Origin of the sequence: Halobellus rufus (assembly GCF_000739575.1) — an archaeon.
GTDB classification, from domain to species: domain Archaea; phylum Halobacteriota; class Halobacteria; order Halobacteriales; family Haloferacaceae; genus Haloquadratum; species Haloquadratum rufum.
Genome location: NZ_BBJO01000003.1, coordinates 51,542 through 63,790 on the forward strand (window position 1 = coordinate 51,542; position 12,249 = coordinate 63,790).

The following is a 12,249-nucleotide window of genomic DNA, read 5'->3' on the forward strand; positions in this document are numbered from 1 at the left end:
CACATAACCGATCGCATCGCACAGGACGCAGTATGAGCGACGACGCGGAGCACGACGCCGAGGACGAACACGGAGCCGACAACGCGGACGAACACGGAGCCGACAACGCGGACGAGGGACACGCGCCGCACCGCGAGGAGTTCCACGAGGCCCCGATCGGCCACGCGCGGGTCCGCGGCGGAATGACCGTCGGCGAACTGGCCGAGGAGTACGGCAAGGCGGGGATCGGCGCGGCGAGCGTCGACCGCGCCGTCGACGTGTACGCGGAGATGCTCGCCGACGAGGACGTGCGAAACTTCTTCGGTCTCGCGGGCGCGATGGTGCCGACCGGGATGCGGCAGATCGTCGTCGACCTCATCCGCGACGGCCACATCGACGGCCTCGTGACGACCGGCGCGAACCTGACGCACGACGCCATCGAGGCGATCGGCGGCAAGCACCACCACGGCCGCGCGGAGCCGCACGACCCCCACCCGGCCGCGCCGGACGCCGAGCCGACCGGCGAGACGGCCCGCGAGCACGACGAGTCGCTCCGCGACGAGGGGGTCGACCGGATCTACAACGTCTACCTCCCCCAGGAGCACTTCGCGCTCTTCGAGTCGCACCTCCGGGAGAACGTCTTTCCGAACGTCGAGCGACGGGTGTCGATCCAGGAGTTCACCGCCGAGTTGGGACGAGCGAACGCCGAGCAGAACCGCGAGCGCGACGTCGACGAGGACGCCGGCATCGCCGCGGCGGCGTACGAGAACGACGTACCGATCTACTGCCCGGCGATTCAGGACTCGGTGTTGGGAATCCAAGCGTGGGTGTACTCTCAGACGTCCGACTTCGGACTGGACGCGCTGGGCGATATGACGCACCTCTCGGATCTCGCCTTCGACGCCGAGAAGGCGGGCGCGATGGTCGTCGGCGGTGGCGTCCCGAAGAACTACGTGCTGCAGACGATGCTGACGATCCCCGACGCCTACGACTACGCGGTCCAGCTGACGATGGACCCCGACCACACCGGCGGGCTCTCCGGAGCGACGCTCGACGAGGCGCGCTCGTGGGGGAAGCTCGAAAAGTCAGCGCGGAACGTCACCGTCGTCGGCGACGCGACCGTCACCCTGCCGCTGGTCGTCGCCGCGGCGAGGGAGCGCGCGGGCGAGTAACAACACTAACTTTTATTATAGATACGCGCGACCGTCTCGGTATGTCGCTCGTACGCGTACGCTGTTGACCCGTTTTCCGCCGACGCGTACCGCCGTACGACCACCACGCGACTTCGACACCAGTGAGCACGAACGTCAGACACGCACGCCCGACACGCACCGACCCGCAGACCGACGATGGTCCGGACGAGAGCGGCTCCCGACAGACGACCGAGTCGACGCCGGAGCGCCCCGACCGTCGTGAGACCGCCGACGCCTGGATCGACTGCTGCCAGCGGCAGTTCGATCCCGCGGCGTCCGACCGCCTGCGGAACCTCGTCGACGAGGCGAACCTCGTGGTGATCTCGCCCGGTTCGGAGTGAACGCTTCGAGAGCCGGGCCCCCGCGACAGCGCCGGTAGTGCCCGTTCGCGCGACAACGCGACACACGGAACGGCTTTACCGTCCCGTCCATTCTTGGAGGTATGAACTACGCAGACTCACTCGACAGGGCACTCGATGCCCTCCCGGAGCGAAACGAGGAGCAGTCCCGACTCAGCATTCCCGACCCGCAGGGGGAGACCGACGGCGCGTTCACCCGACTGACCAACCTCGGGGACATCGCCGACGCGCTCGGTCGCGACGTCGAGCACGTCCACCGGAACATCCAGCGCGAACTCGGGACGAACGGCCAGCTTGAGGACGACCGCGCCCGCTACAACGGCTCGTTCACCGTCGCGGACTTCGAGGACGCCATCGACGAGTACGTCGCCGAGTACGTCACCTGTACGGAGTGTGGCCTCCCCGACACCCGCCTCGTCACAGAGGACGGCGTGGACATGCTCCGCTGTGAGGCCTGCGGGGCCTTCCGCCCGGTCGCGAAGCGCGCGGCGAAGACACAGACCCAGTCGGGCCCGGCCGTCGAGGAGGGCCAGACCTACGAACTGGAGATCACCGGCACGGGTCGGAAGGGCGACGGCGTCGCAGAGAAGGGCAAGTTCACCATCTTCGTCTCCGGCGCGCAGGAGGGCCAGACCGTTCGCGCGATCATCGAGCGCACGAGCGGGACGCTCGCGTTCGCCCGCGTCGTCTAAGCGACTTTCGCGTCTTTATCGACCGTCGACGATCGTTTCCGGAGCGACGGCGATAGCGACGAGCAGCGAGAGCAACACGAGGACCGCGGCGATGCGGAGGGCACCCGCCGCCCGCCGCCGATCCGGCGGAAGCGACTCCGCGACCCCGGAGAGCGCGGAGCCGAGCATCAGAGCGAGTCCGCCGACGAAGGCGGACCTGCCGACGACCCAGTTGTAGGCGTACAGCGCCGCGAAAGCGAGCGACCCGGCGAACATCACCGCCGCGGCGCGTCGGCCGGACGGCTCACTGAACAGCGCGTCGCGGATTCTGGAGGGCATCGGCGGAACGATTCTTTCGACAACTCAAATAGGTGACCGTCCGATCGGTCGTCGCCGCCGCCTCGCAACGCTCTTTGAACTCCCCTCGCTACAGTCGATCGGCCGATGACGACGGCACCGTTCCGAGCCGGGGTGGCGCTCGGCGACGACGAACCCTATGAGTGCCGAGGCCAGTTCTCTATCCACACACTTTCGAGGAGGAGTGCACGAACGTCATCCTTCGAACTCGAAGATGTCGCGCAGCTCGTGCTGAATGGGGCCGGCACACGCGTCGAGACGGCGTCGAACGTCGCCCCGTCGCTGGGCAGGTCCCATTCGCGTTCCGCCACGTCGTCGGGTACAACACGACGCACGACTCACCGAGAAAGCAGGCGCTCCGGAACGGCGTTTCGTCGACGGTCGCCATCTTTGGGAGAGCGAAACGTACGCCGTCTCCAGTTCCGCGGAGTAGTGGACGAACTTCTCCTCGAACTTCGCGGAGTCGAACTAGATGATGGAGCGTTCGAGCGCGGGAAGTGGGAGAAGGGCTCTTATGGCCGCCCGTCGCCAGCGCTCGACGACGAAGGCATCGTACACAGGTGCGACTCTGACAGCGGCTCGGAGGGAGTGCCGACGCATACCGTCGACGACAGGCCCGCCAGATTGGTCGAATGCACGCTCTAGCGGAGGCGATCCACCGTGGCGACGGCCCCGGCCCAGAGCGCCGAGAGGACCCCGGTGGGTCTGAGTTCGACCGGGTCGATACCCAACTGTCGTGCGAGCGGGCCGCTTCTGGTTCCGGCGCCGAGCGCGACGAGGGTGCGGTTTCGGGCCCGAATCTCCAGTGTGAGATCCGCCGTCGTCAGCATCGAATGCAGACGCCTGTGCTCGGTCGGCGGCAGACTGCGGAGCGCCTGCACCGCCGAGACGACTGACGGGAACTCGATGAACAGTCGCTCCCCAGTCGAGCGGAGCGCCGCGTCCGTCCCATCGACCGTCAGAGTGAGGTCGGTCGTGACCGTGAGTGGAACCGACTCGGGGTCGCTGCCGTCAGTCACGCTTTCGGGTCGTGATCCGAACCGTACCGTCGAGTCGCCAGTGGGCGTGGTCGGCGTCGTCACCGACTTTGCTGGGAACCTCGACCGCCATATCCTCGAACTCGTAGATTATCTCGGCATCACGGCCGGTCAACCTGTCGTAGAGACCGATAGCCAACTCGGGCCACGTTGCCGTTTCGTCGATTCGTTCCTCCGCGACTGGTGATTCAGCCATACAGTATCATCCGGGAGACAGCTGAAAAACAGTGTTTTCCAGGTACATACAGGTCGATGCGCGTTGCGTACCGATAGTCGTCGTTTGGTACTCAGTCGGTTACCGCTGCGTTCGCGTTTCGTGAATCGGCATCAAGTGAGCGATGGAGCCCTCGTCTTGTCCTCGGACGGGACGGCCGCTACGGGCCTCTAAAACGGAGGACCTCGGCTCCGTGCGCGTTACCGGAACCCGAGATCAGTCCTGTGTTGCCGAGACGTCACCGCGTGCCGCACCGAGCGCGCCGCCCACCACCGTCTCCTCGTTGCTGGCCACCCAGCCGAGGAGCAGGTACGCGAAGACGTACTTCGATCCGATGTCGAGTACCGAGTAGCCCCAGGAGGTAAGCGCCGTCGAGTCGACGAGCGCGAGGCCCTCGACGCCCAGCGCCCAGACGACCGGGTAGCCGATCCACAGCACCACGGTCAAGGTCCGCAGCGTGTCGAATATCTCGTCCGTGCCGGCGGCCACCGCCGAGCCGGGCCACCGGGCCAGGAGCGCGTACAGCACCACGAGGAAGAACGCCGAACTGACGCCGTAGAACGCCCACCGAAAGGCGTACGACGAGACAGTCAGGGCTGCGGCGAGGCCGGTCACGCACATCGCGACGTCGGCCGCGATCACGGCAGCCAGGTCCACCGGGTCGGCATCTGCCAGCAGTCCCAGCGCGAGCAGGATGAGCGGCGTCGAGAGCGTCCAAGTGAGGTAGCGGCCCCACTGGACGAGCACCTGTTCGCCGGCGAGTGTGTGCCCGGCCGGCATCTGGAGGAGACCGGCCGTCAGCCCCGACACCAGGCCGAGATAGCTCGACAGCGACACCAGCGGGATGAAGATCGTCGCCGCGAAGATGAGGCGAGCACGCTGGCTTCGCACGTCGCGGGCCATATAGAGGAACAGCAGTACCGAGAGTCCGGCCAGTGCAACGTTGGTCCACAGTGACGCGCTCAACAGGAGGTCGTCACGGATGCGGGCCAGCACCGCACGCTGTCCTAGTTGCAGTGGGAGCAGCATTGCCCCCGATAACGGTGAGACCATACTGACCGGAGCGATCGGACGAGGAAAGTAAGCGGCACGCTACCGACGGCCGGTGCGCGGTGGTCGGGCCGGTCACCGGCGACCGTCCGGCTGTGGAAGATGACAGGTGTGTGGAGACTGTCCCGAATCGTTTCTCGAGTGCGACCGGGGTTCGCTCCATACACTCGCAGAGATGTGGTGAACGGCAGTGACGGGTTGAGCGATCCCGACAGAGCCGCTAAACACATTCTCTGTGGGTGGATTGTGAGTGCCGAGGCCGTTCCAGTTGCATAGAGGGTCTCTCTGAGCGAAGTTACGTCACTCCAGATGAACAGACCACTCCGGGTCCCGCGAGAGGGACAGACGCGGGTGTATGAACGTCGCCGGGCGCTCTGTGCGGTGTCGTCCTCGCGCAGTCCTCGACGGAGAGCGCAACACGAAGCGCATCGAGCGGGCAGACGAAAGTCCAGCGAGCGGAACGAGAGCGTGAAATCGTCGAAGAGGAGACCGACTAGGCCCAGTCGTCGTGGACGGTCACAGGAGTATCGAAACCAAAGCCAAGACCAGGAAGATGATGACGAACCACTTCGCGACGGTCATCGTGACTCCGGCGACCCCGCGTGCGCCGACGACTGCTGCGACGATCGCGATGATGAAAAAGATCACCGCCCACTCGAGGAACTCGCCCGAGAACTGTAGCGGTAGGGAGTTTCCAACCCCGGACGACGCCTGGTGACCGACCGCCGTTGCGATTGCACTGCTGTCCATACGGGTAGTGGCAACGGCGCTCCATTAGTTATGGAGTACCAAAACTTGCCTCCGCTGGGGGCGCCGGTTACCCAGATCAGACACCGGTAGATTACCGCTCAGAAAGCAGCGATAATCCGGCCTTTCGTCGCCTTCGGATAGCTGTTGGGGTCTCGTGTCCCGTCGGTAGCGTAGTCGTCGACGAGCGTCGCTGCCGCGGTCTCGGAGTCGCGAACTGATCACTCGTCGGCATCGTACCGCTGCGTCTCGACGAACTCGACTCTGACGTTCACCTCCCTACCAGTGGCGTCCGCGATCGCGGCACCCAGATCTGCTGCGAGTCGCGGAGAGGGTTGGTCGACCGGGCGTTGAACCACGACTCGGACGTCCGGTGGGGCCGATCCGGGGACGACGACGAACCCGGCGCTGGTCTGAACCAGTTCGAGGTCGTCGTAGGCGTCGTCCTCGAGGACGTCGCCGACGGCCGAGTTGACGTCGTTCTCGAAGGAGGACTGCGCGGTGAACAGCGCGCCCGAGCCGAGCACCGCGACGACGAGTGCGAGCGCGACGAGCGCGGGGCCGAGCGTCGACTCCGACGAGGTGTCCGCGTCCGTCGGTCGGTACCCGAACGCGCGGAGCGTCGCGAACCCGGCGACGTTGACCGAGACGAGGTTCGCGACGAGCAGGACGGCCGCGCCGATAGCGACGCCCGGTTCGCTCCACGCGAGGCCGATGCCGACCGCGGCCGCCGCCGGGATGAGCGCGGCGGCGATCATCACGCCGACGATCGAGACGGGGAGCGCGGTGGCGAGACCCACAGCGCCGGCGACTCCCGCCGCGAGGCCGACAGCCAGCGTGAGCAGTCCCGGGGCGGTCCGCTCGCCGACCTGTGCGATGGTCTCTACGTCGACCGTCGGGGAGACGAACCCCGAAAGCTGCAGCGCGATTCCGAACGCCGCGGCACCGAGAATGGCCAGCGAGAGGCTGAGTACCTGCGCGCGGACGCCGCTTTCGAGCATCTCCCACTCGCCGATCGTCGCACCGACGCTCGCGGTGAGCGCGGAGCCGACCTGCGGCGCGATGACCATCGCGCCCACGACGAGCGCCGCCGAATCGACCAGCAGGCCCGCGACGGCGACGAGCGCGCTGACGACGGTCATCGAGTAGTACGGAACCGGATCGGGATGGAGGCTTAACGCCGTCGTTCGGAGCTCCTCCGGCGAGATACTGTCGCCCGCCTCCGTCCCGGTGATGAAGCGATCTTCGAGTTCCGCGAACCGGGTTGTCCGTGCGGATTCCGCCGTGAGCGTGACCACGTAGCGCTGTTCGATCCCCGCCTCGTCGAGTCGCTCTTCGACGTACTCGACGGCCTGGTCGGGGAGCGGAAACTCGACGAGCACGTCGCGGGCCCCGGAGCCGACGCCGGCGGTCTCGAAGGCGAGGTAGTCGATCTCTTCCTCGTCGAGCATCGACAGAATCGGCTCGCGCTCGTCGGCGGCCAAGAGCAACTGGACCAGTCGCATAACCCCGCTGAGACGCGGCGACGTATTGCTATGCGGCGTGTAACCGGGGGTAACTCCCGGATTCGGTTCAACCGCACGGACGCGCGATTCAGACGACCCGAACCGGGGGCGATTCCCCGAGAGCCAGCCGGCGCGAGTTCCATCGGATCGGGGTACTGTCCACGTTTTTAGTAGGTGGGCCGTGAGGGTGAGATATGACTGTACCACGACCGAAAAGCGGCATCTCTCGGCGCTACCGATGGTGAACGTCGCGCTCTCCGTCGGGCAAATTCTGGTGGCGCTGTTTCTCGTCGTTCTGAACGGGTTCTTCGTCGCCGCGGAGTTCGCCTTCGTCCGCGTCCGCGGGACGTCGGTCGAACAGCTCGTCGACGAGGGGCGCGCCGGCTCGAAGTCGCTGCAGGGCGTGATGACGGACCTGGACAACTACCTCGCGGTGACGCAACTGGGGATCACACTGGCCTCGCTGGGGCTCGGGTGGGTCGGCGAACCCGCCGTGGCGTCGCTCATCGAACCGGTGCTGGAGCCGATCCTTCCGGCCGGCCTCATCCACCTCGTCGCGTTCGCGATCGGGTTCAGCATCATCACGTTCCTCCACGTCGTCTTCGGAGAGCTCGCGCCGAAGACGCTCGCGATCGCCCAGACGGAGAAGCTCTCGCTGTTTCTCGCCCCGCCGATGAGGCTCTTCTATTACCTCTTTTACCCGGGGATCGTCGTCTTCAACGGCACGGCCAACGCGTTCACGAAGCTGATCGGCGTGCCGCCCGCTTCGGAGTCCGACGAGACGCTCGGCGAGCAGGAGATCCGCCGGGTGCTCGCCCAGTCCGGCGAAGAGGGCGCCATCGACGTTCGGGAGGTCGCGATGATCGAGCGGGTGTTCGACCTCGACGACACCCTCGTGCGGGAGGTGATGGTGCCGCGGCCGGACGTGGTGAGCGTCCCCGCCGACGCCACGCTGGCGGAGATCCGATCGCTCGTCTTCGAGACGGGCCACACGCGGTATCCGGTGCTCGACGCCGACGACAGCGATCAGGTCGTCGGGTTCATCGACGTGAAGGACGTGCTCCGCGCGAGCGAGGAAGAGAACGCGGAGGCGGCCGCGCCCTCCGGGGGGGAGGCGGTGACCGCCGGCGACATCGCCCGGGAGGTGCTCGTGGTACCGGAGACGACGGCAGCCAGCGACCTCTTGGTGCAGTTCGGTGAGGAGAACCGACAGATGGCGGCCGTCATCGACGAGTGGGGCTCCTTCGAGGGGCTCGCGACCGTCGAAGACGTCGTCGAGGCCGTCGTCGGCAACCTCCGAGACCGGTTCGACGTCGAGCGGGCGGAGGCGTCGATCCGGGAGCGCGGCGACGGTGGATACGACGTCGACGGCGGAGTGTCGATCTCGGAGATCAACGACGCGCTGGCGACGAACTTCGAGAGCGACGAGGTCGGGACGATCGGCGGCCTGGTACTCAGCCGCCTCGACCGCGCGCCAGAAGTCGGCGACGCCATCGCGGTCGGTGGCCACGCGATCGAGGTGACGGGGGTCGAGGGGACGCGGATCTCGACGGTGTGGATCCACGAGAGCGAGAGCGACGACGCCGGGACGGACTAACCGACCCCCCGACAGACCTTTACACGGAGTCGGCAACCGTCGAGTATGCCCGAGGACTGCGACTTTCTCACGGATCTTCACCTCTCGGCGGATCAGTTCTCTTTCGATCCCGAAACGCGCGAGGAGTTCGACGCCGACTTCGGCACGCCACCCGGCGCCGAGCGTGCACCGGACGCCGTCGTCTGGCCGGAGGGGACCGACGACGTCGCGGCGGTGTTGCGTGCCGCCGACGAACGCGGCGTGCCGGTCACGCCGTACGCCGCGGGGAGCGGAATGCAGCGGGCGGCAGTCCCCGTCAGCGGCGGAATCACGCTCGCGACGACTCGGATGAACGAGATCCGCGACGTCCGGCCTCGGATATGCAAGTCGACGTCGAACCCGGGGTCGTCGGCGACGACCTGAACGAGGAACTCGCCGACCGTGGGCTTCACTTCCCGTCGTTCCCCCAGTCGGCGGCGTTCTCGACGATCGGCGGGATGCTCGCCACCGACGCCAGCGGGACGAAGACGGTCAAGTACGGCGAAGTCGGCGATTGGGTGCTGGGACTCGAAGTCGTCCGCGCCGACGGGTCAGTCGTCGAAACCGGAACGAGAGCGCGGAAGAGCTCCGCTGGCTACAACCTCACGGAACTGTTCGTCGGCAGCGAGGGGACGCTGGGCGTGATCACGCGGGCGACGCTCGATCTCACGGCGCTACCCGCCGAGACCGTGGGCGGCCGCGCGACCTTCGCGACGCTGGACGCCGCGACCGACGCGATCACCGACGTCGTGCGGTCGGGCATCGACGTGGCGACCCTCGAACTGATCGACCCGCTAACCGCGGAGATGGCCAACGCGTACACCGGCTCGGACCTCCCGGCGACGCCGGCGGTCTTCTTCGAGATCCACGGGCGAGGCGCGGCGGCCGAACTCGACGCGGTGACGGAGCGGTTCGAGGCCCACGACGCCACTCGAATCGAGAGCACGGCCAACGAGGAGGAGATGGCCGAACTGTGGCGCGCCCGCCGGGAGATCGGCCACGCGCTCAAGGAGTGGGACCCGGATCGAGCGCTGGAAGTCGTCGGGGACGTCACCGTCCCCATCGGATCCTACCCGTCGATCGTCGCCTTCATCGGCGAGGTAAGCGAGGAGTACGGGCTCCCGATCCCGGCGTTCGGCCACGCGGGGGACGGCAACGCCCACTACGCACTCCTCTGTGATCCCGGTGATCCCGAGGAGCGAACGCGCGCCCACGCGGCCTCCGAGCGGATCATCGAGCGGGCGATCGATCTCGGCGGCACCTGTACCGGCGAGCACGGAATCGGTGCCGACAAGCGATCACAACTGCGCGCGGAGGCCGGTGACGAAGCGGTTCGGACGATGCGGGACGTCAAGGAGGCGCTCGACCCCAACGGTATCCTCAACCCCGGAACGGTCCTCGACGACGTCGACGGGTAGGGAGACGAACGGGCCGGCGGCCGTGCTCACGGACTCCCGTGGGAGACGGCCGTCACGGCGGACGGGGTAACCGTCACCAGACGCGGAACAGCACCGAGAACGCGACGTAGGCACCGACGGTCGAGATGATCGGGACGACGTTTTGCATCACGATCACGCGACCGGTCGTCGTCGGGTCGAAGAGGTCCGACGCCGCCGGGATCGTATCCTCGTCTTCCTCGCCGATCGGCGGGACCTCCTCGCCGGGTTCTTCGGCCGCGAGCGCGCCGACGGAGACGTTCGGCGACCGCTCGCCGCTGACGACCTCGCTCAGGGTTGCCGTCCGGGTCGCCCGCCCCCACCCGAGACCGACGATCGAGGTCGTCGCGATGATGACGAACGAGGCGGGGATCCCGATCGCGGACAGTCCCACGACGATCACCGAGGAGACGATCGCGACGATGATCGCGGCCGTGAGCGGGAGTTCCGTGATGTCGTTTCCGAGCGTGTCGAGCGTTCGGCGCGCGATGGTGAACGCGCCGACGGCGACCGCGGTACAGCCGAGCAGGATCAGGAGGTCGATGTCGACGCCGACGCCGACGAGCGGCGCGATGGCGTTCGCGATGTTCGAGGTCCCCGAGGAGAACGCCATCAGGCAGCCGATCGCGACGACGACGACCGCGCCGCCGAACTCCCGGCGCGTGGTGTTCGGCCCCAGTCTGGGGCGGGGGATCGTTCCGGATCGGTCCAGTTCAGTCAGCGGGCCGGGCGTACTGACGATCGCGACCCAGCGGTTGATCCGCGGGTAGAGGTATCGGCCGATCATCCCGGAGGTCCAGAACCCGACGATGGGGGCGACGATCCACCAGATCGCGATCTCTCCCATCACGGCCCAGTCGAGTTCGCCGCTCGCGACGCCCAGTCCGGCGATGGCGCCGACGGCCGTCATCGACGTCGACGCCGGGACGCCGTAGTAGTTGCCGACGAACAGCGCGCCGCCGATGAAGAAGAGCACGACGATGCTCGATTCGATGCTGAACACGCCCGGGTCGGTGACGAGTTCCGTCCCCAGCGTGTCCACGACTCGCCGACCGATAGTCCACGCGCCGACGAAAAAGAACAGGGACATCAACGCCGCCGCACCCGTCTTCGAGATCGCGTCGGAGCCGACTGCCGGTCCGAACGCCGGCCCCGTCGTCGCACCGCCGATGTTGAACCCGACGAACAGCGCGACGGCCAACCCCACGAGAAGAAGTAGTTCCACGATACCGGGTGGACGAGCCCCAGTCGGTTAAGCGGTCGGAACCTCGAACGGACCCGACTCCTCGGACGTGGCGGGATCGATAGAGCGGTTGTAACTGAGTACGCACCTGACCGCACGCTCGTCCGATCGCGTAAGTGAGGACAGACAACTGCTACGATACAGCGGTCTCCGACAGTGTATTGCCTCTCGGTCCCCGATTACGGGTGTGAACACACAGAACGGACGAGCGAACGCGGTCGAGGGCCGGAGCCGATGAAGCCGGCCCGCATCGATTTCGTCACCGATCTCGCCTACGGCGTAACGATCTTCGTCGCGATCGGGATCATCCTCCTCATCGGAACGGGGATCGGAATCGCGTTCGGACTGGGTGTGCTGCTCTCCTACGTGATCCACATCGGGTGGAAGATGTCCCGGTTCGATCCCGATTGGATGACCCGGGAGGTGGCAGACCGACTCGAAGACACCGTCAGCGAAGAAGTCGAGAAGACTGTCGGCGATACGGTGAGCAAGGAAGTCGAGAAGACCGTTGGCGATACGGTGAGCAAGGAGGTAGAGAAGACTGTCGGGGATACAGTGAGCAAAGAAGTCGAGAAGACCGTCGAAGAAGTGGAAAAAACCGTCGAAGACACGGTGAGTAAGAAGGTCGAGAAGACCGTCGAGGAGACAGTGAGTAAAGAGGTCGACGAAGTCGCCGAAAAGGTCGGCGAGACGGTCACCGAGGAAGTGACCGAGAAAGTCGAACAGACGGTCAGTGAGGAAATCGAGGGGGCGATAGACGAGGACGGGAAGAACGCGGAGCCGACTGAGGAGTCCTGACCTCGAACTCGCCCGAGCCTGTCGTGGACCGGCGGCAGAGTGGAC

Annotated in this window: 13 protein-coding genes and 1 pseudogene; 7 read left to right on the plus strand and 7 right to left on the minus strand. The window is 66.5% G+C overall.

The features are described 5' to 3' along the window. The first annotated feature begins 32 nt into the window (after nt 1-32). The 3 genes from ACP99_RS01975 to ACP99_RS01985 all read left to right on the plus strand — a co-directional run bounded on the left by ACP99_RS01975 (nt 33) and on the right by ACP99_RS01985 (nt 2,223). A complete protein-coding gene (locus tag ACP99_RS01975; RefSeq protein ID WP_081927044.1) occupies nt 33-1,151 on the plus strand; it encodes a deoxyhypusine synthase in 1,119 nt (372 codons plus the stop codon). A 122-nt stretch (nt 1,152-1,273) separates the two neighbouring features. Further along, nucleotides 1,274-1,513: a hypothetical protein gene (locus ACP99_RS01980; protein ID WP_049984989.1), complete on the plus strand. Its 240-nt coding sequence runs from the start codon at nt 1,274-1,276 to the stop codon at nt 1,511-1,513. A 101-nt stretch (nt 1,514-1,614) separates the two neighbouring features. Next, on the plus strand, nt 1,615-2,223 hold the full coding sequence (locus ACP99_RS01985; protein ID WP_049984990.1) for a translation initiation factor IF-2 subunit beta: 609 nt from the start codon (nt 1,615-1,617) through the stop codon (nt 2,221-2,223). Between the two features lie 15 nt (nt 2,224-2,238). Here the strand turns inward: ACP99_RS01985 and ACP99_RS01990 are convergent, their stop codons facing one another. Continuing rightward, nucleotides 2,239-2,541, minus strand: coding sequence for a hypothetical protein (locus ACP99_RS01990; protein ID WP_049984991.1), 303 nt, complete (start codon nt 2,539-2,541; stop codon nt 2,239-2,241). Between the two features lie 450 nt (nt 2,542-2,991). On the opposite strand from ACP99_RS01990, the gene ACP99_RS01995 reads away from it, so the two are divergent. After that, a complete protein-coding gene (locus ACP99_RS01995; protein WP_049984992.1) occupies nt 2,992-3,204 on the plus strand; it encodes a hypothetical protein in 213 nt (70 codons plus the stop codon). Here ACP99_RS01995 and ACP99_RS02000 read toward each other — a convergent pair. The 5 genes from ACP99_RS02000 to ACP99_RS02020 all read right to left on the minus strand — a co-directional run bounded on the left by ACP99_RS02000 (nt 3,201) and on the right by ACP99_RS02020 (nt 7,112). After that, the gene (locus ACP99_RS02000; RefSeq protein WP_049984993.1) at nt 3,201-3,578 is read right to left on the minus strand and encodes a hypothetical protein; all 378 of its coding nucleotides are present in this window, start codon (nt 3,576-3,578) and stop codon (nt 3,201-3,203) included. The genes ACP99_RS01995 and ACP99_RS02000 overlap by 4 nt on opposite strands. Beyond that, nucleotides 3,571-3,792, minus strand: coding sequence for a hypothetical protein (locus ACP99_RS02005; RefSeq protein WP_049984994.1), 222 nt, complete (start codon nt 3,790-3,792; stop codon nt 3,571-3,573). The genes ACP99_RS02000 and ACP99_RS02005 overlap by 8 nt, the downstream gene beginning before the upstream one ends. A 234-nt stretch (nt 3,793-4,026) precedes the next feature. Continuing rightward, the gene (locus ACP99_RS02010) at nt 4,027-4,839 is read right to left on the minus strand and encodes a bacteriorhodopsin (RefSeq protein ID WP_197052337.1); all 813 of its coding nucleotides are present in this window, start codon (nt 4,837-4,839) and stop codon (nt 4,027-4,029) included. A 537-nt stretch (nt 4,840-5,376) separates the two neighbouring features. Next, nucleotides 5,377-5,610: a DUF1328 domain-containing protein gene (locus ACP99_RS02015; protein WP_049984996.1), complete on the minus strand. Its 234-nt coding sequence runs from the start codon at nt 5,608-5,610 to the stop codon at nt 5,377-5,379. Between the two features lie 218 nt (nt 5,611-5,828). Continuing rightward, nucleotides 5,829-7,112, minus strand: coding sequence for a DUF389 domain-containing protein (locus ACP99_RS02020; RefSeq protein ID WP_049984997.1), 1,284 nt, complete (start codon nt 7,110-7,112; stop codon nt 5,829-5,831). 238 nt (nt 7,113-7,350) lie between these two features. Here ACP99_RS02020 and ACP99_RS02025 point away from each other — a divergent pair, with 238 nt between their 5' ends. Together ACP99_RS02025 and ACP99_RS21475 are read left to right on the plus strand one after the other, a co-directional pair. Beyond that, nucleotides 7,351-8,709, plus strand: coding sequence for a hemolysin family protein (locus ACP99_RS02025; protein WP_049984998.1), 1,359 nt, complete (start codon nt 7,351-7,353; stop codon nt 8,707-8,709). Between the two features lie 45 nt (nt 8,710-8,754). Next, nucleotides 8,755-10,145 (plus strand): annotated as a pseudogene (locus tag ACP99_RS21475) (FAD-binding oxidoreductase). A gap of 73 nt (nt 10,146-10,218) precedes the next feature. Here ACP99_RS21475 and ACP99_RS02035 read toward each other — a convergent pair. Continuing rightward, nucleotides 10,219-11,391 (minus strand): inorganic phosphate transporter, encoded by a 1,173-nt coding sequence (locus ACP99_RS02035; protein ID WP_049984999.1) that lies wholly within the window; start codon nt 11,389-11,391, stop codon nt 10,219-10,221. Nucleotides 11,392-11,640: 249 nt separating this feature from the next. Here ACP99_RS02035 and ACP99_RS02040 point away from each other — a divergent pair, with 249 nt between their 5' ends. Next, entirely contained in the window at nt 11,641-12,204 is a 564-nt protein-coding gene (locus ACP99_RS02040; RefSeq protein ID WP_049985000.1) for a hypothetical protein, read from the plus strand. Nucleotides 12,205-12,249 lie beyond the last annotated feature (45 nt).

Bases quoted from the DNA above. Each gene is read 5' to 3' on its own strand.
- ACP99_RS01985 (WP_049984990.1), top strand. From the start codon at position 1,615: ATGAACTACGCAGACTCACTCGACAGGGCACTCGATGCCCTCCCGGAG.
- ACP99_RS01990 (WP_049984991.1), bottom strand. From the start codon at position 2,541: ATGCCCTCCAGAATCCGCGACGCGCTGTTCAGTGAGCCGTCCGGCCGA.
- ACP99_RS02005 (WP_049984994.1), bottom strand. From the start codon at position 3,792: ATGGCTGAATCACCAGTCGCGGAGGAACGAATCGACGAAACGGCAACG.
- ACP99_RS01975 (WP_081927044.1), top strand. From the start codon at position 33: ATGAGCGACGACGCGGAGCACGACGCCGAGGACGAACACGGAGCCGAC.
- ACP99_RS02015 (WP_049984996.1), bottom strand. From the start codon at position 5,610: ATGGACAGCAGTGCAATCGCAACGGCGGTCGGTCACCAGGCGTCGTCC.
- ACP99_RS02040 (WP_049985000.1), top strand. From the start codon at position 11,641: ATGAAGCCGGCCCGCATCGATTTCGTCACCGATCTCGCCTACGGCGTA.
- ACP99_RS02010 (WP_197052337.1), bottom strand. From the start codon at position 4,839: ATGCTGCTCCCACTGCAACTAGGACAGCGTGCGGTGCTGGCCCGCATC.
- ACP99_RS02020 (WP_049984997.1), bottom strand. From the start codon at position 7,112: ATGCGACTGGTCCAGTTGCTCTTGGCCGCCGACGAGCGCGAGCCGATT.
- ACP99_RS02025 (WP_049984998.1), top strand. From the start codon at position 7,351: ATGGTGAACGTCGCGCTCTCCGTCGGGCAAATTCTGGTGGCGCTGTTT.